A 23,372-nucleotide genomic window follows, 5' to 3' on the forward strand; every position below is an offset into this window, starting at 1 on the left:
GTTAGAATTCAAGTCCGTTCGGGAATGCTTTTTTTCTGAAGATTAATAAGAAAGCAGCTCCTACAGTAATGGCTGAATCGGCGACGTTGAAAATATATTTAAAGAATTCAATATGTTTTCCGCCAATAATAGGCCAACTGTCCGGAACATACCAATCTACTACCGGGAAGTGAAGCATATCTACAACGCATCCTTTCATAAAAGTAGAATATCCATGTCCAAAAGGAACAAACTTAGAAACACCGCCATAGCCGATCCATCGGTCTGTGCTGGCATCATAAACCGTTCCGCTGTCGAAGATCATCCCGTAGAACATTCCGTCAATAAGGTTTCCGATAGCTCCTGCAAAGATAATTGCCATTGGAATTAAAAGATAGTTGGAGGCTCCTTCTTTGATCCATTTTTTAAACATATAAACCATTCCTCCAATCAGGAAAATTCTTAGGATCACAAGGAAGTACTTTCCAATGATTCCTCCAAAATGAAATCCGTAAGCCATTCCTGGGTTTTCAACAAAAGTTTTATTAAAAAAACCTTCTATAACAGGAACGCTTTCATTCAGCTCAAAATGGGTTTTAATATAAATTTTTGAAGCCTGGTCTATCAATAATACCAAAAAGGTGATAGCTAAGATCTTTTTCATTACTCTCCTTTAGGTTTTGAAGGTTTTGAGGCAGGTCTTACATTTTTGTTATCACTTGCTTTCTTAACCACTTTTTGTCCGTTATATGAACTTTTCACATGAGCTTTCTCAAATTTAATGTTCATTTCTTTCAAAACGCTTTTTAATGCGCTTAGTTCCATAGAATTTTTAGGATGTACTATGATTGATTCCATTTCTTAGTATTTAAATGTTACATTTTAGACAACTCATCAAGTCTTTTCCGGTCTTTTGCGGAAAGGTCATTGATTCCGTTTTTGCCCATTTTACTCAACAGTCTGTCTATTTCTTTCTCCCGATCACGTTTATCAGAATTAAATTGGTCATCGATGGTGTAATTGGTATGTTTTGCAGGAAAGAATCTGTTTCTGATCCATTCTCTGTTGAAAAATACCAGTACTGCAGCCACAATAATTACCAAAACTAATACTTCGCTCATGGGTATACATTAAAAATTAGGTTTATAAAGTATCCGTAGATACCATATAAACCCAATATTATTTTACAAACCTTACGGCTATTTTTGCATGTTTTTGGCTTCGATGCTTAGGGTAGCATGAGGAACGGCTAAAAGTCTTTCCTTAGGAATAAGTTTCCCTGTTACTCTACAAACACCGTAAGTCTTGTTTTCGATTCTGATTAAAGCATTTTTTAGATCACGAACGAATTTTTCCTGTCTTCCTGCAAGAATAGAGTTCTGCTCTTTGCTCAAAGTTTCTGCACCTTCCTCAAATGCTTTGAAGGTAGGTGAAGTATCATCAGTCCCGTTATTCTGGTCATTGATGAAACTTTCTCTGATAAGCTGAAGATCTTTCTCTGCCTTTTCTATTTTTTCTTTTATGATCGCTCTAAATTCCTGTAAATCAGCATCGCTGTATCTAACTCTTTCGTCTGACATATTCTTTCTCTTTTTTAATAAAATTATGAAATGGAATTTGAAATACAATAACTACATGTTAATTTTTTTCGATATTTATCTTAAAATTAACCTCATCTATTTCGATTTCGTTAAAATTTGAAAGTGAAGATACAATTTCTATTTTATTTGACAAGACCTCTGATGAAATATATTCCTCATTTTTCTTAATATCTTCAATGAATGGTGAGTTTTCTTCAATGGAGATATTAATTCTGTCGGTAAGATCGAAATCTTTCTCTTTTCTAAGGTTCTGAATTCTGTTGATGAATTCCCTTGCGATCCCTTCAGATTTTAACTCATCGGTTAACGTCAAATCTAATGCCACAGTAGTTTTACCATCGGAAGTTACTGTCCATCCAGGGATGTCTTTTGTAGAGATTTCCACGTCGTCAAGTGTGATCTCATAGCCCTGAACCTCCAGTTTTCCTGCTTTTTCAAGAGCGGCAATCTGTTCTGTGGTAAGATTAGCAATCTCAGCACCAACCACCTTCATGTCTTTTCCTAATTTAGGCCCCAGAGCTTTGAAGTTTGGTTTTATCTGTTTTACAATTAAGTGTGATGCTTCTTCAGCATTGATTAACTGTAATTCTTTTACGTTTACCTCCTGCTTGATCAGATCTGCAACAGCAAGAATCTGCTCTTCTGTTTTAGAATCCAATACAGGAACCAATACTTTTTGTAAAGGCTGACGAACTTTTACATTCTCTTTCTTTCTTAGTGAGAACACCATACTCGTAATGTTCTGAGCTAAGTGTGTTTTCTCAACCAGATCCTGATCGATTAAACTTTCATCAGCAACCGGGAAGTCTGTCAAGTGAATAGATTCTGCAGCTTCTTTTCCTGTTACTTTGTTCAGATCCTGATATAACTGATCCATGAAGAACGGAGCAATAGGAGCCGACAATTTAGCAACAACTTCAAGACAAGTATATAAAGTCTGGTAAGCAGAGATCTTATCATCAGAATAATCTCCTTTCCAGAAACGTCTTCTGCATAATCTTACGTACCAGTTACTCAAGTTATCATTCACAAATGTGCTGATCGCTCTCGCTACTCTTGTTGGTTCGTAATCTTCGTAGAATGCTTTTACTTCTTTGATCAGTAAGTTCAGTTCAGAAAGGATCCATCTGTCGATTTCAGGACGGTTTTCCACTTCTTTTTCTGAATAGTTGAATCCGTCAACATTCGCATATAATGCAAAGAATGAATAAGTATTGTAAAGGGTTCCGAAGAACTTTCTTCTTACTTCGTCGATTCCTTCAATATCAAACTTCAGGTTTTCCCAAGGGTTTGCATTGGAGATCATGTACCAACGTGTCGCATCCGGCCCGTATACAGCAAGTGTTTCAAACGGATCTACTGCATTTCCTAAACGTTTTGACATTTTTTGTCCGTTTTTATCCAAAACAAGACCGTTACTCATTACATTTTTATAAGCAACAGAGTCAAAAACAGCAGTTCCGATCGCGTGAAGCGTATAGAACCATCCACGAGTCTGGTCAACACCTTCTGCGATGAAGTCAGCAGGGAATGCCTTGTTGTTGTCAATCATTTCTTTATTCTCGAAAGGATAGTGCAACTGTGCATAAGGCATAGAACCTGAATCGAACCAAACGTCGATCAAGTCGCTTTCACGTTTCATTGCTCTTCCGGAATCAGAAACCAATACCACTTTATCCACTACATTTTTGTGGAGATCAACCAGTTCATAGTTTGATTCAGACATATTGCCTACCTCAAAACCTTTGAATGGATTTTCCGCCATAAATCCTGCAGCAATTGATTTCTCAATCTCGTTGTAAAGCTCTTCTACAGAACCGATGATCTTTTCTTCTTTCAGGTCATCTGCTCTCCAGATTGGCAACGGGATACCCCAGTATCTTGAACGCGATAAGTTCCAGTCGTTTACATTTTCCAACCAGTTGGCAAAACGTCCTTCTCCGGTAGCTTTAGGTTTCCAGTTGATTTCTTTGTTTAGATTAACCAATCTGTCTTTTACAGCAGTCATCTTCACAAACCATGAATCCAACGGATAGTATAATACCGGTTTATCAGTTCTCCAACAGTGTGGATAGGAGTGAACATATTTCTCTACTTTGAAGGCTTTGTTCTCTGTTTTCAATAAGATCGCAAGCTCTACATCCCAAGATTTTTCAGGCGCAGTTCCTTCATCGTAATATTCGTTCTTGATGTATTTTCCTGAGAATACTTCAGGAACATTCTCTCCCTGGATAAATTTACCTTGTAAATCTACCAAAGGAACAAGATTGTCGTTCTCATCCTTTACCAACATTGGCGGGATCTCAGGCTGAGCCATTTTAGCAACTCTCGCATCATCAGCACCAAAGGTAGGCGCAGTGTGTACGATACCCGTACCGTCCTCAGTGGTTACGAAATCACCTAAGATCACTCTGAAAGCATTTTCAGGATTATCATTTGGCGTAAACCAAGGAACTAATTGCTCATATCTTGTATCAACAAGTTTTTCTCCTGTGAACTCTTTTAAAATTCTGAAAGGAATTACTTTTGTTTCCGGAGTATAGTTAGCAAAATCTTCGTCTGTACCTTCAGTATATTTCTTACCGAATACTTTAGGTAAAAGAACGCTGGATAATACAACGGTTACCGGCTCAAATGTATATTGATTGAATGTTTTAACAACAACATATTCAATATCTCTACCAACTGTTAATGCAGTGTTGGATGGCAACGTCCAAGGAGTTGTCGTCCATGCAAGGATATGTACATCTCCATCAACATCGTTGAACAAAGCAGATGAATCTTTCTTTACTTTAAACTGAGCTACAACCGTAGTATCTGAAACATCACGATACGTTCCAGGCTGGTTCAATTCGTGAGAAGAAAGTCCTGTTCCTGCTTTTGGAGAGTAAGGCTGAATCGTATATCCTTTATACAACAAGCTTTTGTCGTATAATTGTTTCAACAGCCACCAAACAGTTTCCATATATTTCGACTTGTACGTAATGTACGGATCATCAAGGTCTACCCAATATCCGATTTTCTCCGTAAGATTATTCCATACATCGGTATAACGCATTACAGCTTCACGACAAGCTTTATTATAATCCTCAATAGAGATTTTTTTGCCAATATCTTCTTTTGTAATTCCTAATTCTTTTTCTACACCCAGTTCCACAGGAAGACCATGCGTATCCCAGCCAGCTTTACGGAAAACCTGTTTCCCATTTTGAGTCTGGTAACGGCAGAAAATATCCTTCAATGCTCTTGCCATTACGTGGTGAATTCCAGGCATACCATTTGCTGAAGGCGGACCTTCATAAAAAACAAACTCAGGATTTCCCTGACGAATCTCAACACTCTTATTGAAAGTTTTATTTTGTTTCCAAAACTCCGCTACATTCTCTGCTACGTCAATAAGGTTGAGGTTTTTGTATTCTTTAAATTGGCTCATTGTAAATATCTCAATTCGTTGATTAATTAAGTCTGCAAATTTAGTGAATTTTGTCGGTTTATAAGATATGTTTTCTGTAGGTAATTTCTATTAAAAACTTCAATCTCAGAAATATAAATAAAAAGTGGGATGAAAAGTGAATAAAGAAGGGTGGAAGAGTAGATTTAATTCATGGTTTTAATGTGAATTTATGGAAAAAAGAAGCCACCCGGAGGTGGCTGTGAATTATTCTAAATCGCTAAGGCTTTGAATATCTGGCCATCTGCCTGCTTCGTATTCTTGGATATAATAGTCAATAGATCTATTTGTTCCAAAAACTACTATTTTGCCTGTTTTACTTTCTACTAAGAATGGGGAGCATCCTATTAGTTTTGCGCCTTCAATTTTATCTTTTACAAATCTTTTTGAATTAAAATAGAATATTATACCATACTCTTTTTGAATTGAGTGTTGTTCTGCAATTGTAAGATCTACCTCCCAACTATGACTTAGTTTTTTTACATAGTCTTTTGCTGCATTGGTTATTTCTATATTTGATAACATAATGTATATTAATTAGTTTTTAAATATTTAAATGATTTAAACTCTTGTGTTAAATTCATTGCATTTGACATGACTTGTCCCTCAATATATTTTATTCTATCTTTTTCTACTTTTAGAATATTTAATACATGTGAATCCAAATCTCCAGGTCTTTCGCATAATAATATTCCTCTATCTCCAATAGCCATAATTTCATCTTGAGTTCTTAATGTTTTGAGTTCATAGGTTCTAAAACTATCTCCATATAGAGCTTCTAATACAAAATAATCTTGTGCTTTAGAAAAAGCAGCATTATTTATTTTACCAGTTCTAAAAAATTCTTCTATTACTTTAACTACTTCTACACAATTATTGCGGGCAATTTGTACAATTTCTTTTTTACCCTCCGCATTGACAATAACTTTATGATTGAAATAAATTCTTGCTTCATCAATAAAGTCTATCGCGTTTTCACCAGTAATTTTAGCTTCTTCATATAATGTTTCAAGTACTTTTAATCCTGCCTCAAACTTTTCTACAGTAGGAAGATCTCGGCTAACGATTATATTTTCCGCCATCCCGGCAAGCCTGCTAAATTCTTCTTCAAGCTTAGCTACATTTCCTCCTGCTTTTCTGTAGATATAATCTAAAAAGATATTTGTCCTTGCAGGAGAACTTCCCTGGAAAAGTAATTTACCTTTATGTAGTACACCTATCTTTTTTGCAGCATTTTCAACAAAAATTACTTTCAGCTTCTCAAAATCTGAAGAGTGCTCCGTAATGTTTTTAATGCCGTCTTTCGAAAGAACTTTTAATCCATTTTTGGAATAATTCCTTAAAGGAAACGAATATAATGTATTTTCAATTAATTTCTCTAAACTTCTCTGTTGAGATGGAAATCGGGAATGGTATAGTATTTCTACGGTCGCATCTAATGCTTTTTGTGCTTTTGGAAGCATGCTTACCATGGCACTTGCTGTACCCTGAACCATATAAATGTCATCCCATAATTCTAAAAGTTTCCTTCCCTGGGTGGTCATTTTAAGCTCATCTCTCAATTGGGTTTCGATGTAAAAATCTGAAAGAGCCAACCCAATATCTGCATAGGCGGCATATAAAGGTAATCCGGATACTCCCGATTCTATAGTCGCAAGACTGGCAGATATAACGATGAGATCTGCAACCACTCGAAGGCATCTTAATGCATCTTCAACAGCCTTCTTTTGGGCAATGTGATAAAGGAATAATGCGGGAACTTCAGTGTCTGTTTCAATGGTTTGAATTTTACCGGAAGGGATTTTTGCCCTTTCATAGACTTTGAGATGGAGCATATCCAGTGGTCTGAATTCTCCATTTTCAATTTCATTTTCGGCTTCAATCTTCTTTGTTTTTAGATTCCAGACTTTTACATTGTTGATCAGCGTGACAGTGTTGTCCCGATCTCCTTCCATAAAATATCCTGTAAGTTCGCAATGCCTTTCTATGGTTTCAGAATCTCTGCTTATTCCCAATGCGAAAAGAGAACCCTGTTGCTGGGGCTGATGAGCGTCATCCATTGCATGTTGTGCTTGCATGAATGCCGTTACGTAAATGACAAAGAGTTCTTTGTTTTCAAACATTTGTCCATGGGCAACCTGATTGGTATCTGATATAATACCTTTTCCCATATAAACACTTTCACCATCTAAAGAATGATAAATGTGAAGAATGAGCTTGGGATCCTTTTTTATCTTTTTATAAACAAACTCTCCGGAAATTGCTGTAAGAATACGAATGGCATATCGGCTTTTATCCCTGAAAGGTTCCACTGCCAAAGCTGCAGCTTTACCAATTGAATCTACATCACGAAGCAACTGGGAATCAAAATTTAGAAACTGTAAAAAATGATCCCATAACATCTCATCCGAAAGTTTCTTTGCTTTTCCTTTATAATCTACACCCGTTAACGCAAAATTGGGGAGCTGATTATAGAAAAACATCAAATCATCAATGGAGGTAAGTCCTTTTCCTGCTTCTTCAAAACGTGAGATGAGAGCTACCTGTGCAACCTCTCTATGATATGGAAAAAGATAGGTGATGGCATCCATGTAATCTTCAACATCACTGAGCCTGATTTGTATAGCATCAGGTGATTTAGATAAGTAGTTTATGGTAGCCTCTACTTCATTTACATCGGTTTGAGTGGCATCTCTATTATAGTCGCGATAAGGAATATTGATGGTACAGCTAATGTTTCTTTCCCTGATTCCTATTTCTGTGTGATGGGTGTAGCTTTTAGGATCAATATAACCTGGGCTTACATTGACCCATACCTTTTTATCAATACGTTCTAAAAAAGAGTTTTCAAACTGTTTTGGATCTATTTTAGGCTCCTGGATGACCAATTTCTCAATCATTTTAGTCTTCACTCTTACATTGTCGATTCTTGCAGGAGGTATTTCTTTCAGATTTACTTTTTCTACTTCTTGCGAATAGTTGATAAAGTTTTTCCTGGCATCGAAAAGATAAGTGTTGAAATCTGTGGAAGAAACAAGTAATCTGAAAAGTTTTCCCTCATCTACCCAAAGGTTGGTGAAAAAAGGTTCTATGGAGTTAGTGGCTATTTTTTCCCCTTTCATATCTGCCCATATTTCCCGACTTATGGCATCAAAGTCGGCCATTTTCTTTAAAGGGTCTTTAAAATTCATTTTTAATTTTTTTCATTAATACTACTTTTATGTTTTGGTTCTTGCTTGGCAGAGGAAAGGGTTTTATCTTGATTTTCCCTTTGATCTATGATGCAAATATCATTGTGGGAAGCGACAAAACTTGGCGTGTAATAAATAAATGATAGCTTGATAAATGGAAAAGAACTAAAAAGATAAGCTGTGAAAATCTATACTATCTATGGGTGAAAATAAAATCTGTAAGAGCAAAATAGCACGATCATTGCTTGAAATCTCTTATATTTAAGTAGAACTAAACCCAAATGCTGTATGAAAATCTTCTCTCAACTGATGATGGCTGTCTGTTTAATCGCGACCATTATTACGCAAGCCCAAAATAATTATCCTCAAAATTATTTCCGTAACCCACTGAATATCCCCATGCAGCTGGCTGCTAATTTCGGGGCGGTAAGAACGAATCATTTTCACATGGGATTGGATCTGAGGACGAACAGCCAGGAAAATTTATCTGTATTGGCTGCTGCAGATGGCTATGTAAGCAGAATAAAAGTGGAACGTTATGGCTTCGGAAATGCAATATATATTACTCATCCGAACGGTTTTACAACAGTATATGCCCATTTGAATAAATATTTTGATAAGCTGGATGAATATGTAAAAGAAAAGCAGTACAAAGATGAAAAATGGGAACAGGATATCGCTTTCCAACCAGGACAGTTTCCGGTTACAAAAGGCCAGCTTATTGCGCTGAGTGGAAATACAGGAGGTTCAGCAGGGCCTCATTTGCATTTTGAAATAAGAGATACCAAAACCGAAGAATGTCTTAATCCTCTGTTGTTTGGATTTAATATTCCGGATTCTGTAGCTCCAATCATCAGTGGATTGTATTGGTATGACCGCAGATTCAGTACGTATGAACCTGGAGCGAATGGAATTACTGTTAAGAAAATAGGAAATGCTTATACCACAGATGTTGTCAGGGTTAATTCTCCGATGATAAGCTTTGGGATTAAAGCAGTAGATAAAGCGAATCAAGGATTTAATCTTGGGGTTTACAAAGCAGAATTATTGATGGATGGAAAATTGATCTATGGTTTTAGTATTGACAAAGTGAGTTATGATGATACCCGTTATCTGAACGGTTGTATAGATTATACCAAATTCATCAGGGATAAAGCGGGGATTCAACACCTGTCTACGTTGCCGGGAATGAAATTGGCTAATTATGGCACGTCCAATCTTTCCGGAGTGATCAATCTTCAGGATGAGGGAATCCACACTATTGAAATTATTCTAAAAGATGTAAAAGGAAATACCAGCCGGTTAACTACAAAAGTGCAGCTTGCTAAAACAGATAATGGAGTTTCTCCTTCTGCGAAAACTGTTTTGCCTAATCAGGGAAAAGTAATTACGACCGATAATGCAGAAATCAGTTTTAGTAAAAATGCGATGTATGATGCTGTGAATTTTAATATGTATGAAAAAAATAGCGGGGATGGAAATGCCGTTTCCAATACAATTGTTCTACAGAATCCTTACATTCCGGTTCATGATTATTATACTTTGAAAATAAAACCAAATCGAAAACTTTCCAAAGAAGAAAAGGATAAAGCAGTGGTTTTATTCGATTATGGAAGTGATAAAGATGCTGTAAAAGCAAAATGGAATGGCGATCAGGCAGAAGCACAGTTCAATAGATTAGGAACTGCAGAACTTATTGTTGACAATAGTGTACCATCAGTTTCTTCCGGCTGGAAGGATGGAGCTGTAATAACAGGAAGTACTTTACGTTTAAAAGGCAGTACAAGAATTGGTGATATTACTTCATTCCGGGCAGAACTGGATGGGAAATGGTTACGATTTGCTCGTGTGAAAGATGATTTTATCTATACTTTTGATGAAAAGTGCCCGAGAGGTTCAGGATCACATACTTTAAAAGTGACAACCATTAACAGTGCAGGAAATGCCAATACCCAAACCTTTACATTTCAGAGATAAATAATTATTGGCGTATAATCCTTTAATTTTAAATAAATTTGTTCTTTAAAAATTATAATCATTGGAATTTCATCCGTTCATCGAAAAATCAACTGGTCAGGAAATAAAGGCTTTTCAGGAAGAAAAACTTCAGCAGCTTCTAGCTTATCTTGAAGGAAATTCACCTTTCTATCAAAGACTGTTTAAGGAGAAAAATATTAAGGTAGAAGAAATCCGAACATTGGAAGATTTGCAGAAAATTCCTACAACAACAAAGAATGATCTGCAGCAGTACAATCATGATTTTTTCTGTATTTCACCGGATAAGATTGTAGATTACAGCACGACTTCCGGAACGTTAGGAGATCCGGTAACCTTTGGATTGTCTGATAATGATCTTGAAAGATTAGCCTATAATGAAGCGATATCCTTTGCCTGTGCAGGAATCCAAAAAGGAGATGTAGTACAGATGATTACTACGATTGATAAACGTTTTATGGCCGGACTTGCTTATTTTTTAGGATTAAGAAAAATGGGAGCCAGTGTTGTAAGAATGGGGCCGGGAATCCCTGAATTGCAATGGGATTCTATTTTCCGATATAAACCTAAATACTTAATTACTGTTCCTTCATTTTTACTGAAAATGATTGATTATGCTGAAAAACGAGGTTTGGATTATAAAAATTCAAGTGTGTATGGAGCAGTATGTATTGGCGAAAGTATCAAAAATCAGGACTTTACAGACAATATTCTTTCCCAGAAGATCAAAGAAAAATGGGATATAAAACTTTTTTCTACGTATGCTTCTACAGAAATGAGTACCGCTTTTACAGAGTGTGAGTTTCAGGTAGGAGGGCATCATCATCCTGAACTGATTATTACAGAAATTCTTGATGATGACGGGAATATCGTAAAAGAGGGTGAAAGTGGTGAACTTACCATTACGACTTTGGGAGTAGAAGCCATTCCTTTGCTGAGGTTTAAAACCGGAGATATAGTAAAAGCACATTACGAGCCATGTCAATGTGGAAGAAATACAATGAGGCTAGGCCCTGTGATCGGAAGAAAACAACAGATGATCAAATATAAGGGAACAACGCTGTATCCGCCTGCGATGAATGATATTTTGAATGACTTTAATAATATCCTGTGTTACCAGATCGTTATTCAGGCCAATGAAATCGGTTTAGACGAAATTATTATCAAGCTGAGTACCGAGCAGGAAAATGAAAATTTTGTGAACGAAGTAAGGGATCATTTCCGTGCAAAGTTGAGGGTAAGTCCGAAAATTGAAATCATTGATTTTGATATTCTATCTAAAACTGTTTTTAATCCAAACAGCAGAAAACCAATCACATTTATCGATTTAAGATAATCCAGATCATTTGAGAATGAATGATATAAAAAAAGACTGCAATGTGCAGTCTTTTTGTTTTTATGATTGTTGTTGTTTTTCCAGTTTGATGAGGTTGGCAAGATTCTTAATTACCGTATCGTGTTTTTTCACAAAAGGATTGTCTTTGTTCCATACATATCCGGCCAATACAGCACATATTTTTTTCTTTACATCCGGGTTTTCCGGTTGATGGAAGAATAGCTCCTGAAGATTTCCGGTGTACCACTCCTTTACATAAGTAGTAAACACATCTACACCATATAGGATATAATCTGAGTATTCTGTTTGCCAGTCGATTTTTTCGCCATTCATTTGTCTTAATGCTAATTTAGCAGCAAGCATTCCGGATTCTGTAGCAAAGGCCATTCCTGAAGAAAATACAGGGTCAAGGAATTCAGAAGCATTTCCGGTTAAGGCAAATCCGTCACCAAATAACTTCTTTACAGAACATGAATAGTCTTTCAGGTGCCTTGGTTCAAAAAGGAAATCTACATCCCCGAAACGTTTCATATAATAATCTGAAAGGGAAATTGCTTTTCTTAAAGCTTCAGCAGCATCTCCATTTTCAGATAGTTTTTCAATATATTCGGTAGGCCCTACAATTCCTAAACTTGTGTTTCCATTGGAGAAAGGAATTACCCAAAGCCAAACCTCAGTTTCAATAATATCAAAAGAAATCAAAGTTCCTTCTACGCCTTCTTCTCGATTGGTGTCTTTTACATGAGAGAAAATCGCAGAGTGAGGCGAGAGTTTAGAAGGTTTTTCAAGATCAAGTAAGCGAGGTAAAACTCTTCCATAGCCACTAGAATCAATAACGAACTTTGCATGGATTTCCTTCGTTTCCCCATCTTTGGTTCTTACTGTCGTAATGGAATCTGTTCCCTCAAATTTGATATCAATAACTTCTGTTTCAAACTCAAGATCTATTCCTTTATTAATGACTTCCTGAGCAAGTGTATTGTCAAAGTCTGCTCTTGGAACCTGCCAAGTCCAATCCCAGCCTTCTCCAAATTTATTGCTAAAATCAAAGATACAAACCTCTTCACCACGAAGAAAACGAGCTCCCAATTTTTTCTCAAAGCCCATTTTATCCAATGCAGGAAAAAGTCCGGCTTCATCAAAGTGATCCATTACTCTTGGTATTAAGCTTTCGCCGACTACCAATCTTGGGAATTTTGTCTTCTCAACAACTTTTACGTTGACGTTATTCTTCTTTAAGTATGAAGAAGATACGCATCCGGAAGGCCCAGCTCCGATTACAAGAACGTCAACAAATTCTTTGCTCATCTTTGATTTTTTATTTTAATAATAACTTTTATCTTTGCCGCAAAATTAGTGACAAATAATTAATATTTTACAAAATTATCAACTATTACTTTTAATTGATGAAAATAAATAACTTTTTAGAACTGAAAGACTTTCAAAAAATTATCATTGAAAATGAAAAAATAGAACTGGATGAATCACTTTTATCAAGAGTGAATACAAGTTTTCAGTTTTTAAAGGAATTTTCAAAAAATAAAGTAATATATGGTGTGAACACTGGTTTTGGCCCCATGGCTCAATTTAAGATCAGTGATGAGGATACCCACCAGCTTCAGTATAATCTGATAAGAAGTCACTCTTCAGGTATTGGAAATCCTTTGCCAGCTCAAGAAGTGAAAGCTTGTATGCTGGCAAGAATGAATACCTTATCATTAGGGAATTCAGGAGTACACGAATCGGTTATTTATCTTCTACAGGAACTTATCAATAGAGACATCATCCCATTGATCTTTGAGCATGGAGGAGTGGGAGCAAGTGGAGACCTTGTTCAATTGGCGCACCTTGCTTTGGTATTGATCGGAGAGGGAGAAGTATTCTATAAAGGAGAAAGAAAGTCTACCAAAGAAGTTTTTGAAACGGAAGGATTAGAACCCATTAACGTTGAGATTCGCGAAGGACTTGCTTTAATGAACGGAACTTCGGTAATGTCAGGAATTGGTATTGTAAATGCTTATAAAGCGAATCAGCTAACAGATATTTCTATTAAGCTATCTTGTGCTATTAATGAAATTGTCCAGGCTTATGACGATCATTTTTCAGAAGCATTAAACGGGACAAAAAGACACTATGGTCAGCAGAAAGTGGCAGAAAGAATGCGCGAACATCTTGCAGACAGTAAACTGATCAGAAAAAGGGCAGATCATTTATATACCCACTTTGAAGAACAGGAAAAAGTATTCAAAGAAAAAGTACAGGAATATTATTCTTTAAGATGTGTTCCTCAGATTTTAGGCCCGGTATTGGATACATTGCAATATACAGAAAGAGTTCTTGAAAATGAGATCAATTCTGCTAATGATAATCCCATTATCAATGTAGAAGATCAGCATGTGTATCATGGTGGAAATTTCCATGGTGATTATATCTCTTTGGAAATGGACAAATTGAAAATTGTGGTGACGAAGCTTACGATGCTTGCAGAAAGACAGTTGAATTATCTTTTAAATGCTAAAATCAACGAAATTTTGCCTCCTTTTGTAAATTTAGGTAAATTAGGTTTCAATTTCGGGATGCAGGGCGTACAGTTTACAGCAACTTCTACTACAGCAGAAAGCCAGATGTTGTCTAATCCTATGTATGTGCACAGTATTCCGAATAATAATGATAATCAGGATATTGTTAGTATGGGAACCAATGCTGCAGTAATCTGCCGAAAAGTAATAGAAAATGCTTTTGAAGTATTAGCGATTGAAGCGATTACGATCATTCAGGCGATTGAATATCTTGGATTCCAGAATGAGGTTTCATCCTCTACAAAAGCATTGTACGATGAGATCAGAAAAATAATTCCGGCCTTCTCAGATGATATGGTGATGTATCCGTATCTGGAGGAAGTAAAGAAATATTTAAAAGCAATGTAATTATAAGCGATAATAAATTGTCTTTAAATAAGAGAAACAAGGTAACTTAAAAAAACTAAAACTAAATAAACACTAACGCATGAAATGTGCAATTGTAACAGGAGGCTCCAGAGGAATCGGGAGAGCCATCTGTATAAAACTTGCTGAAGAGAAGAACTATCATATATTGATTAACTACACTTCCAATGAAGCTGCAGCAAAGGAAACTTTGGCGAAAGTAGAAGAATTGGGAGCTACAGGAGAAATTCTGAAGTTTGATGTAGGAAATACTGAAGAAGTAAATCAAGTATTAACAGTATGGCAGGAAAATAATCCTGAAGCTATAGTAGAAGTGATTGTTAATAACGCTGGAATTACAAAAGACGGTCTGTTTATGTGGATGCAGAAAGAAGATTGGAATAGTGTGATCAATACCAGTCTAGACGGCTTCTTCAATGTTACTAATTTCTTTATCCAAAAGCTGCTTCGTAACAAATATGGAAGAATCATCAATATGGTTTCTGTATCCGGAGTAAAAGGAACGGCAGGACAAACGAACTATTCAGCCGCTAAAGGAGCATTGGTGGGAGCAACAAAAGCACTCGCTCAGGAAGTTGCTAAAAGGAATGTTACCGTAAATGCGGTAGCTCCAGGGTTTATTAAGACAGATATGACTCAGGAGTTCAATGAAGACGAATTGAAAGCCATGATTCCTGCTAATAGATTTGGAGAAGCAGAGGAGGTTGCAGATCTTGTAGCATTTTTAGCTTCCAGAAAGTCTTCCTACATTACAGGAGAAGTGATAAATATCAACGGCGGAATTTACTCATAAAATAATCTAACAATATACCAATGTACTAGTATACCAATGCTGATGGTTCTTGATAAAAGTTAGACTGATACATTGTTAAATTCAATATATATAAATGGAAAATAGGGTTGTAATTACCGGAATGGGAATTTATTCCTGCATCGGGACATCTTTAGAAGAGGTCAGGGAATCCCTATATCAAGGAAAATCCGGGATTGTATTAGATCCGGACAGAAAAGAATTTGGTTTCAGATCTGGTCTTACGGGAGTAGTTCCAAAACCTGATTTAAAAAACCTACTGAACAGACGGCAGCGAATCAGCATGGGGGAAGAAAGTGAATATGCTTATCTTGCTACCCTTGATGCCCTGAAACAGGCCAATCTTGATGAAGCCTTTTTAGATACCCATGAAGTAGGGATTTTATACGGAAATGACAGCGTTTCTCAGGCAGTAGTTGAATCTATCGATATTGCAAGGGAAAAGAAAGATACCACATTGATGGGATCAGGAGCGATCTTTAAATCGATGAATTCAACAGTAACGATGAACCTTTCTACGATTTTTAAATTGAAAGGAATTAATCTTACCATCAGTGCAGCCTGCGCGAGCGGCTCACATTCCTTAGGACTTGCCTATATGATGATCAAAAATGGTTTTCAGGATATGATTATCTGCGGCGGAGCTCAGGAAACCAATAAATATTCCATGGCGAGTTTTGATGGTCTGGGAGTTTTCTCGGCAAGAGAAGATGAGCCTACAAAAGCATCAAGACCTTTCGATGCGGAAAGGGATGGTTTAATTCCAAGTGGTGGAGCCGCATCTTTAATTGTTGAAAGCCTGGAATCTGCCCAAAGAAGAGGCGCTCCTATCATAGCTGAAATTATAGGATACGGTTTTTCATCAAATGGAGGCCATATTTCAACTCCGAATGTTGATGGCCCGGCTTTAGCAATGGATAGAGCTTTGAAACAATCAGGATTGAAAGCTTCAGATATTGATTATATTAATGCTCACGCCACTTCTACACCAATTGGTGATGCCAATGAAGCAAAAGCTATCTATGAAATATTTGGAGGTGAAGTTCCGGTAAGTTCCACCAAATCCATGACCGGACATGAGTGTTGGATGGCTGGTGCAAGTGAAGTTATTTACTCAATTCTGATGATGCAGAACAATTTTGTTGCGCCAAATATCAACTTGGAAAATCCTGATAATGAGGCTCAAATGATAAATTTAGTGTCCAAAACAAAAAATCAAAAAATTGATGTATTTTTGTCGAATTCTTTTGGGTTCGGGGGAACCAATTCTGCACTAATAGTTAAAAAATTTGATTAAAAACATGGAAAGGGAAAAAATTGTTGCTATTGTTAATGATTTTCTGGTTAACGAATTCGAAGTTGACGGAGACGAGATCAGTAATGATGCCAACCTTAAAAATACACTGGGCTTAGACAGCCTTGATTATATTGATATGGTCGTAGTGATCGAATCCAATTTCGGAGTGAAATTAGGAGAAGCAGATTTCAAAAAAATGGTAACATTTGATGATTTCTATACAACGATTGAACATAAGATCGCGGAGAAAAACGCGTAGTTATTAAGTAATCTATATTCCTTACAATATACCAATGTAATAATAGAAAAGAGGAAACTCAAAGATATTGTTACATTGGTATCTTTTATATTGGTAAATTGTATTTATGGACAACAAGTGGAAAGGTAAATCTAAAGGGACGGTTCTGGGATACAGAATATTCGTCTGGTGCATTAGAAATATCGGAATCAGAAGTTCATATTTCGTATTGTACTTTGTGGCTGCTTATTACGTTCTGTTCCAGAAAAAAAGCAACCAATACATTCTCTATTACTTCCAGAAAAGACTGAATTACAGGTATTGGAAATCCAAATGTTCTATTTTTAAAAGCTATTTCACCTTTGGGCAGGTTCTGATCGATAAAACAGCCATTTCTGCTGGGTTGAGAGAAAAATATACCTATGAATTTGACGGTATTGAAAACCTGAGAAACCTTTTAGCAGCTAAAAAGGGAGGAGTGCTTATCAGTGCTCATATCGGTAACTTTGAAGTGGCAGAGCATTTCTTTGCAGACATCGACTTTGATTGTCAAATCAATCTGGTAACAACAGATCAGGAGGTCACCGTAATCAAAGAATATCTGGAAAGTGTTTCTGTAAAAAAGAGCAATATCAAATTCATCTACGTTAAAGAAGATATGTCGCATATCTTTGAGATCAATCAGGCTTTGTCTAATAATGAATTGATCTGCTTTACCGGAGATCGCTATTTTGAAGGTTCAAAATTCCTGGAAGCAGATTTACTAGGGAAAAGTGCTAAATTTCCGGCAGGGCCATTTCTTATTGCATCCCGATTGGGAGTACCTGTGGTATATGTTTATGTAATGAAAGAAAACAATCTTCATTATCACTTGTATGCAAGAGTTGCTCAGAATATTAAAAACAGAGATTCTCAGGGGCTTCTACAGTCTTATGTTCAGAATCTTGAAACCATGGTAAAGAAATATCCACTTCAATGGTTTAATTATTTCGACTTTTGGGATGATATTGATTAATTTTTCTATTTTTATCCCTTAAAAAACTAATAAAAACTCAAAACTATTAAGAAATCCTGAGGAACTAAAATTCAAAAGAGGTATTGTTCAAATAGAATTATTGATACAATGATTACAAAATAATATCTAAAATTCTTAATTTCCCAATCTCTTAATTTAAAAAGCACACCCTCTTTTGAAAAAAGAATATGACATACTTGTAATCGGCAGTGGATTGGGAGGTCTTGTTTCGGCTCTTATTATGGCGAAAGAAGGCTTGAAAGTTTGCGTGCTGGAAAAAAACAATCAGTATGGCGGCAATCTACAGACTTTTTCAAGGGATAAACTCATTTTTGACACCGGAGTTCATTATTTGGGTGGGCTTTCAAAAGGGCAGAATCTGAATCGTTTTTTTTCCTATCTGGAGATTATGGATGATCTTGAACTTCAGAAAATGGATGAGGATGGCTATGATAGAATTTCCTTTGGAGATGATGCGGTGAAATATCCCCACGCTCAGGGTTATCAGAACTTTGTAGAACAGCTATCTGTTTATTTTCCCGAAGAAAAAGAAAACCTTGAAAACTACTGTGAGGAGATTCAGTATATCTGCAGTCAGTTTCCGAGATATAATGTGATAGGAAAAGATAAATACAATGAAGAGATTCTGCATTTAAATACCAAAAGGTTCATAGAATCCGTAACGCAGAATAAAACCCTTCAGGCCGTTTTATTAGGCTCTAATTTCCTGTATGCCGGAGATTCAGAAAATGTTCCATTCTATGTGCATGCATTAACGGTGAATTCTTACATCCAAAGTGCTTATAAATGTGTAAAAGGTGGCAGTCAGATTTCTAAATTATTGATTAGAAAACTTCGTCAATATGGAGCGGAAGTTCACAAGCATTCAGAAGTTTCCGAATTTGTTTTTAATGAAAATAATACATTGGCTTCCGTAAAAACGAAGTCGGGGAAAGAATATACTGCAAAACAATTTATCTCAAATATTGATATTCGGTCAACTATTAAACTGGTTGGAGAAGATAAGATTAAAAAATCTTTTTTGAACAGGGTTTTAAGCTGGAAGCCGGTTTCATCGTGCTTTAGTGTTTATATTGTTTTAAAACCTCATTCCTTACCTAATTTTAACTATAATATTTATCACTTTTCTTCAGTAGATCAAGTTTGGAATGCATACCGTTACAGAAAAGAAGACTGGCCGGAAACCTACATGCTTTCCTCAAGTCCGTCAAAGCATCATCCTGAATTTTCAGAAAGTCTCACGGCTATTTCCTATATGGATTTTGATGAGGTTAGACAATGGGAAAATACACTGAATACGGTTGCTGATGAGCATGAAAGAGGAGAACTCTATGAAAAGTTCAAATTAGAAAAAACTGAAAAAATGGTTGATGCCCTTGAAAAGAGAATTCCTAATTTAAGGCATGGTATTAAGAAGATATACACCTCTTCTCCCTTGTCTTACCGGGATTATATTGGCTGTTTTGAAGGAAACATGTACGGATATATGAAAAACTCGGAAAACCCTCTTAAAACAATGGTTTCTCCCCGTACAAAATTTGATAATCTGTTTCTGACAGGCCAATCTGTAAATATGCATGGGATTTTGGGAGTAACCATAGGTGCATTCAACACATGTGCTGAGATTTTGGGAAAAGAAACTATTGACAGCCGTTTGGAGTATATGACCTAATCCATCAAACCGTGAAAAAAACTAATATCCAATACCTGTCATATAAAAGGCTTCTCATTTATTTGCTTTTTTCCCTGCTCCTCAATGCTTGTGGGGTGTCAAAATCGGTTCATCATCTTCCGGATGTAAAACAATATACTCTTGAGATTCCAAAGGTCACTAAGGTCAATGACAGTACATTTAGCTATAATCAGAATTATCTCACTAAAAATAAACAGCAGCTTTGGGAACTTTACATTAAAGGAAATCCTTTACAGTTGGGATACAACAACGGCGCATTAACTCAGGAGCTAATGCAAAAACAGGAAGGGATTTTTTTCTCCAAAGTGGAAGGTTTTGTTCCTTCAAAATTTAAGCAGAAACTTTTAAATACGTTCTTAAAATGGTACAATCGTAAGATGTATCTCAATGTAAGAGAAGATTATCAGGCAGAATTGTACGGGTTATCACAGTATTCATCTGATCAGTATGATTTTATTGCGTCAAGATATCTGAGAAATCTATATTTACATGGAGCTCATGATATTGGGCATGCCATGCAGGATTTGGCGATGGTAGGCTGTACTTCTCTGGCGGTCTGGAACGAAAATACAGAAGATGGGGATCTGCTTATTGGGAGAAACTTCGATTTCTATGTAGGAGACGAGTTTGCCCAAAATAAAGTGGTTGAATTCGTGCAACCGGAAGAAGGGATTCCTTATATGTCTGTAAGCTGGCCGGGCATGATCGGAGTGGTCTCCGGGATGAATAAAGAAGGAATTACGGTAACAATCAATGCAGGGAAATCTAGAATTCCTCTTACTGCTAAAACACCAATTTCTTTGGTCACAAGAGAAATTCTGCAATATGCGAAGAACATTGAAGAAGCTATTGCTATTGCCCAAAAAAGGAATGTTTTTGTTTCAGAATCCATCTTAGTAGGAAGTGCGCAAGATAAAAATGCAGTAATTATAGAAGTTTCACCTAAGAATTTTGGGGTATACAAGGTTCAGAATACAAGCAGAGTTCTTTGTACCAATCATTTTCAATCTGAAGTGTATAAGGATGATGTAAAAAATCAGAAGCAGATTGAAGAAAGCCACTCGTCTTATCGCTATGCAAAACTTCAGGAGCTTTTGGAGAAAGATAAAAAACTGAATCCTGAGAAAATCGCATCTATTTTAAGAAACCGATCGGGTTTAAATGATAAAAACATAGGATATGGAAATGAAAAAGCATTAAATCAGCTGTTAGCCCATCATGCGGTTATATTCTCTCCTCAGAAGAAATTGGTATGGGTGTCTTCTAATCCTTATCAACTGGGGGAATTTGTATGTTATGATCTGAATGAAATATTTTCTGAAAAAGGATTACAGCCAAATGATTTTTCAAAATCAAAATTGAATATTCAACGTGATCCTTTTGCAAATACGGAAGAATTTAAAAACTATGAAGAATACAGACATTTAAGTGTAAAGATCAATGATGTCATTCGCCATAAAGACAGGCTTTCGGATGCGTTCTTCGACAATTATCTGTCATTAAATCCTGAGTTCTGGAAAGGATATTTTTTAGTTGGAAAATATTATTACCATGAAAAGGAATATTCAAAAGCAAAGATTAAATTTGAAAAAGCACTTAGTAAAGAAATAACTACTATTCCGGATAAGAGGCTGGTTGAGAAATATCTTTATAAAGCTAATAAACAGCTCAATAAATAATCTTTTTATCTTGGTTTTAGTTATTCTCAGGATTTAGTTTATTCAGGAAAAGAAAAGTGCCTATTCCGGCCATTGCAGATACTGAGGTGCTCAAAATAAAACTTCCGATTATATATTGAAGCAGATTATTTTTAATCAAATCAAAATTAAGATCCTGGCTAAGAAAATTACTGTTTCCATCCACAAATGGAGCACCCAGAAATAATGATGCTGCAATAATAAAAGGAATAAAAGGAGGTAAACTGACATTGGAAGCCACAAAAGCAAGCACCTTATTCAGCTTAAAAAGTACCGATAGACTGATGACTAGCAAGGTCTGAAATCCCCAAAAAGGAGAAAGCCCGATAAAGACTCCAAGTGCAATGGAAAATGCTTTGGTTCGATTTGTTCCGTCACTTTCCAGTACATCTTCTTTTATAAACCTTTTAAAGCTTTTTTTTTTGAAATTATTCACGAAGTTCCTCGGAATAATATAGAAAAGGGTAATGGTGACCAAAATTGTATTCAGAATGCTGATCCTGGTAAAATCTTTGAATGGTCTGAAGTGAGAAACCCGTTCTGTCGGATCGTACAAAACCTTGATGGGAACATTCTTTACAGGAATGTGCCTCCAGGCAGTTCTTACGATAATTTCAATTTCAAATTCAAACTTAGGGGTGAAATATTTCTTCGGAATTCTGTGCAAAGGATAAAGTCTGTACCCGGATTGAGTATCTTCCAGCTTGATGCCGGTTTCAAACCAAAACCAGAAATTGGAAAATCTGTTTCCAAAGCTGCTTTTCTTTGGAATTCCATCCTGAGACATATTTCTGTTTCCAATCAAAAGAACCGCTTCATCTTCCTGAAGAAGGGTTTCTACGAATACAGGAATATCATCAGGATAATGCTGGCCATCCGAATCGATGGTGATGGCATAATCATATCCTAATTCTTTTGCCTTTCTGAAACCTGTTTTAAGTCCATTTCCCTTTCCTTTATTTTCGGATAAGGAAATTGTTGTGATCTGGGGATATTGACTAAGGATTTGAGGAGTAGAATCGGTGGAGCCGTCATTAATCACAATAATACTTTCGGTGTAATCCAGAACACCGTCAATTACCCGTTTCAGGGTTTTTTCATTGTTGTAGGTAGGTATTAAAACGCAGATTTTCCTTTCAGAAATTGCATTTTGTACTTCAGCAAGGGACATGTTTTTATTTTAAAGTGGCTCTTTCCGCTTCGGTAATCGTTTTAGACTGCATTGCAAACCTTTTGATATAGTTTTTTAGAGCAGTATTCTGTTTGTTGTAGTTGGTAAGAAGAAATGCTTTGTCATCTTTTAAGCTTCCCCTGTATCCTACAATTTTAGGAATATTCTCCTGAACACTTAGTCTGATCAGACGAAGCTCTGCATTATTCGGATTGCTCTTAATGATACCTTCAAGGTTGGTAGCTCCTGTTTTTACAAGTGCTTTCCGGTTTCCTTTAGATACTTTAGCTTCCATGATTTTAGCTGCGGCTTTATACCCTAAAGTAACAGGATCAGAGCCTGATTGTTTCTCTGCAGTTTCAATAAAACTTGAGGTGTTGGCACTGGATTCGTTGGCTTTTGCATAGCTGTTTCTCAGTGTTTCAAGATCAGACTGAAAGAAAAACAAAAATGCCGCTACGAAGGATAGGATAAGTTTCATGACATTAATTTTTTATAGCTTACAGACAATTTCAATGCAATAGTCTCGCCAAAGGAGGTTACGTTTTTTACTTTAACATCTTCAAGATCTTCTGTAATATCCAGCTGAAGTTTCAGATCAGGAGTCTCAAAAGGGTTGATGATCGCCATAAACTTTACATTCGAAGCTGATTTTAAAAATAATTTTGAACCTGTAAACTCTTCAGTCAGTTCTTTAATGATCTGCATCATACAAACGCCGGGAGTTACAGGATTTCCAGGAAAATGACCTTTGAAAATATCATGATCTTTATTTAAATGGATATACGCGATAAAACTTCCGTTTTCTGCTTTTTCGTATGATGTTAATGTATAAAAGTCTGTAAGAATGGTCTGCATGATCTTATTTTTTAAGATTTAATGTATGATAAACTCCGGTCTGAAAACGATATTGAAAAGTTTTCACGTTGAG

20 protein-coding genes are annotated in these 23,372 nt (G+C 36.2%); 9 read left to right on the top strand and 11 right to left on the bottom strand.

The window, feature by feature from the left end:
- Position 1: 1 nt before the first annotated feature.
- The 7 genes from GTR01_RS11730 to GTR01_RS11760 all read right to left on the bottom strand — a co-directional run bounded on the left by GTR01_RS11730 (position 2) and on the right by GTR01_RS11760 (position 8,222).
- Positions 2-643 carry a lipoprotein signal peptidase gene (locus GTR01_RS11730; protein WP_160138026.1) on the bottom strand — a complete coding sequence of 214 codons (642 nt, stop codon included), beginning with the start codon at positions 641-643 and terminating at the stop codon, positions 2-4.
- Entirely contained in the window at positions 643-837 is a 195-nt protein-coding gene (locus GTR01_RS11735; RefSeq protein WP_160138027.1) for a DUF2683 family protein, read from the bottom strand. Before GTR01_RS11735 ends, GTR01_RS11730 begins: the two co-directional genes overlap by 1 nt.
- A gap of 17 nt (positions 838-854) precedes the next feature.
- Positions 855-1,100, bottom strand: coding sequence for a DUF6576 domain-containing protein (locus GTR01_RS11740; RefSeq protein WP_160138028.1), 246 nt, complete (start codon positions 1,098-1,100; stop codon positions 855-857).
- A gap of 78 nt (positions 1,101-1,178) precedes the next feature.
- Entirely contained in the window at positions 1,179-1,559 is a 381-nt protein-coding gene (locus GTR01_RS11745) for a TraR/DksA family transcriptional regulator (protein ID WP_045501318.1), read from the bottom strand.
- A 58-nt stretch (positions 1,560-1,617) separates the two neighbouring features.
- A complete protein-coding gene (gene ileS, locus GTR01_RS11750) occupies positions 1,618-5,013 on the bottom strand; it encodes an isoleucine--tRNA ligase (RefSeq protein ID WP_160138029.1) in 3,396 nt (1,131 codons plus the stop codon).
- Between the two features lie 225 nt (positions 5,014-5,238).
- Positions 5,239-5,556: a hypothetical protein gene (locus tag GTR01_RS11755; protein WP_160138030.1), complete on the bottom strand. Its 318-nt coding sequence runs from the start codon at positions 5,554-5,556 to the stop codon at positions 5,239-5,241.
- Positions 5,557-5,564: 8 nt separating this feature from the next.
- Positions 5,565-8,222: a hypothetical protein gene (locus GTR01_RS11760; protein ID WP_160138031.1), complete on the bottom strand. Its 2,658-nt coding sequence runs from the start codon at positions 8,220-8,222 to the stop codon at positions 5,565-5,567.
- Between the two features lie 288 nt (positions 8,223-8,510).
- On the opposite strand from GTR01_RS11760, the gene GTR01_RS24845 reads away from it, so the two are divergent.
- Both GTR01_RS24845 and GTR01_RS11770 read left to right on the top strand, forming a co-directional pair.
- Positions 8,511-10,199, top strand: a complete 1,689-nt coding sequence (locus tag GTR01_RS24845) for a M23 family metallopeptidase (protein ID WP_160138032.1) — start codon at positions 8,511-8,513, stop codon at positions 10,197-10,199.
- Between the two features lie 61 nt (positions 10,200-10,260).
- A complete protein-coding gene (locus GTR01_RS11770) occupies positions 10,261-11,553 on the top strand; it encodes a phenylacetate--CoA ligase family protein (protein WP_160138033.1) in 1,293 nt (430 codons plus the stop codon).
- A 60-nt stretch (positions 11,554-11,613) separates the two neighbouring features.
- On the opposite strand, the gene GTR01_RS11775 is transcribed toward GTR01_RS11770, so the two are convergent.
- Positions 11,614-12,861 carry an NAD(P)/FAD-dependent oxidoreductase gene (locus tag GTR01_RS11775; protein WP_160138034.1) on the bottom strand — a complete coding sequence of 416 codons (1,248 nt, stop codon included), beginning with the start codon at positions 12,859-12,861 and terminating at the stop codon, positions 11,614-11,616.
- A gap of 98 nt (positions 12,862-12,959) precedes the next feature.
- Here GTR01_RS11775 and hutH point away from each other — a divergent pair, with 98 nt between their 5' ends.
- The 7 genes from hutH to GTR01_RS11810 all read left to right on the top strand — a co-directional run bounded on the left by hutH (position 12,960) and on the right by GTR01_RS11810 (position 21,252).
- A complete protein-coding gene (hutH, locus tag GTR01_RS11780; RefSeq protein ID WP_185155122.1) occupies positions 12,960-14,480 on the top strand; it encodes a histidine ammonia-lyase in 1,521 nt (506 codons plus the stop codon).
- 79 nt (positions 14,481-14,559) lie between these two features.
- Entirely contained in the window at positions 14,560-15,291 is a 732-nt protein-coding gene (gene fabG / locus GTR01_RS11785; protein WP_160138036.1) for a 3-oxoacyl-ACP reductase FabG, read from the top strand.
- A gap of 94 nt (positions 15,292-15,385) precedes the next feature.
- On the top strand, positions 15,386-16,606 hold the full coding sequence (locus GTR01_RS11790) for a beta-ketoacyl-[acyl-carrier-protein] synthase family protein (RefSeq protein ID WP_160138037.1): 1,221 nt from the start codon (positions 15,386-15,388) through the stop codon (positions 16,604-16,606).
- A 4-nt stretch (positions 16,607-16,610) separates the two neighbouring features.
- On the top strand, positions 16,611-16,865 hold the full coding sequence (locus GTR01_RS11795; protein WP_034692469.1) for an acyl carrier protein: 255 nt from the start codon (positions 16,611-16,613) through the stop codon (positions 16,863-16,865).
- Positions 16,866-16,971: 106 nt separating this feature from the next.
- Positions 16,972-17,859 (top strand): lipid A biosynthesis acyltransferase, encoded by an 888-nt coding sequence (locus GTR01_RS11800; protein ID WP_160138038.1) that lies wholly within the window; start codon positions 16,972-16,974, stop codon positions 17,857-17,859.
- Between the two features lie 175 nt (positions 17,860-18,034).
- Complete coding sequence (locus GTR01_RS11805) at positions 18,035-19,552, top strand: phytoene desaturase family protein (protein ID WP_160138039.1); 1,518 nt, start codon at positions 18,035-18,037, stop codon at positions 19,550-19,552.
- 95 nt (positions 19,553-19,647) lie between these two features.
- The gene (locus GTR01_RS11810; RefSeq protein WP_410492577.1) at positions 19,648-21,252 is read left to right on the top strand and encodes a C45 family autoproteolytic acyltransferase/hydolase; all 1,605 of its coding nucleotides are present in this window, start codon (positions 19,648-19,650) and stop codon (positions 21,250-21,252) included.
- Positions 21,253-21,268: 16 nt separating this feature from the next.
- Here the strand turns inward: GTR01_RS11810 and GTR01_RS11815 are convergent, their stop codons facing one another.
- From GTR01_RS11815 to GTR01_RS11825, 3 genes are read right to left on the bottom strand one after another with little or no spacing between them, the layout of a single operon-like run.
- Positions 21,269-22,441 (bottom strand): DUF2062 domain-containing protein, encoded by a 1,173-nt coding sequence (locus GTR01_RS11815; protein ID WP_160138041.1) that lies wholly within the window; start codon positions 22,439-22,441, stop codon positions 21,269-21,271.
- 4 nt (positions 22,442-22,445) lie between these two features.
- Positions 22,446-22,922 carry a hypothetical protein gene (locus GTR01_RS11820; RefSeq protein WP_160138042.1) on the bottom strand — a complete coding sequence of 159 codons (477 nt, stop codon included), beginning with the start codon at positions 22,920-22,922 and terminating at the stop codon, positions 22,446-22,448.
- Positions 22,919-23,299, bottom strand: a complete 381-nt coding sequence (locus tag GTR01_RS11825) for a 3-hydroxyacyl-ACP dehydratase (protein WP_160138043.1) — start codon at positions 23,297-23,299, stop codon at positions 22,919-22,921. Before GTR01_RS11825 ends, GTR01_RS11820 begins: the two co-directional genes overlap by 4 nt.
- Between the last annotated feature and the right edge of the window lie 73 nt (positions 23,300-23,372).

This window comes from Chryseobacterium sp. c4a (genome assembly GCF_009900745.1).
In the GTDB taxonomy this organism is placed as follows: Bacteria; Bacteroidota; Bacteroidia; order Flavobacteriales; family Weeksellaceae; genus Chryseobacterium.

Bases quoted from the DNA above. Each gene is read 5' to 3' on its own strand.
- ileS (WP_160138029.1), bottom strand. From the start codon at position 5,013: ATGAGCCAATTTAAAGAATACAAAAACCTCAACCTTATTGACGTAGCA.
- GTR01_RS11820 (WP_160138042.1), bottom strand. From the start codon at position 22,922: ATGAAACTTATCCTATCCTTCGTAGCGGCATTTTTGTTTTTCTTTCAG.
- GTR01_RS11755 (WP_160138030.1), bottom strand. From the start codon at position 5,556: ATGTTATCAAATATAGAAATAACCAATGCAGCAAAAGACTATGTAAAA.
- GTR01_RS11825 (WP_160138043.1), bottom strand. From the start codon at position 23,299: ATGCAGACCATTCTTACAGACTTTTATACATTAACATCATACGAAAAA.
- GTR01_RS11800 (WP_160138038.1), top strand. From the start codon at position 16,972: ATGGACAACAAGTGGAAAGGTAAATCTAAAGGGACGGTTCTGGGATAC.
- GTR01_RS11730 (WP_160138026.1), bottom strand. From the start codon at position 643: ATGAAAAAGATCTTAGCTATCACCTTTTTGGTATTATTGATAGACCAG.
- GTR01_RS11815 (WP_160138041.1), bottom strand. From the start codon at position 22,441: ATGTCCCTTGCTGAAGTACAAAATGCAATTTCTGAAAGGAAAATCTGC.
- GTR01_RS11760 (WP_160138031.1), bottom strand. From the start codon at position 8,222: ATGAATTTTAAAGACCCTTTAAAGAAAATGGCCGACTTTGATGCCATA.
- GTR01_RS24845 (WP_160138032.1), top strand. From the start codon at position 8,511: ATGAAAATCTTCTCTCAACTGATGATGGCTGTCTGTTTAATCGCGACC.
- GTR01_RS11740 (WP_160138028.1), bottom strand. From the start codon at position 1,100: ATGAGCGAAGTATTAGTTTTGGTAATTATTGTGGCTGCAGTACTGGTA.
- GTR01_RS11795 (WP_034692469.1), top strand. From the start codon at position 16,611: ATGGAAAGGGAAAAAATTGTTGCTATTGTTAATGATTTTCTGGTTAAC.
- fabG (WP_160138036.1), top strand. From the start codon at position 14,560: ATGAAATGTGCAATTGTAACAGGAGGCTCCAGAGGAATCGGGAGAGCC.
- GTR01_RS11775 (WP_160138034.1), bottom strand. From the start codon at position 12,861: ATGAGCAAAGAATTTGTTGACGTTCTTGTAATCGGAGCTGGGCCTTCC.
- hutH (WP_185155122.1), top strand. From the start codon at position 12,960: ATGAAAATAAATAACTTTTTAGAACTGAAAGACTTTCAAAAAATTATC.
- GTR01_RS11745 (WP_045501318.1), bottom strand. From the start codon at position 1,559: ATGTCAGACGAAAGAGTTAGATACAGCGATGCTGATTTACAGGAATTT.
- GTR01_RS11790 (WP_160138037.1), top strand. From the start codon at position 15,386: ATGGAAAATAGGGTTGTAATTACCGGAATGGGAATTTATTCCTGCATC.
- GTR01_RS11735 (WP_160138027.1), bottom strand. From the start codon at position 837: ATGGAATCAATCATAGTACATCCTAAAAATTCTATGGAACTAAGCGCA.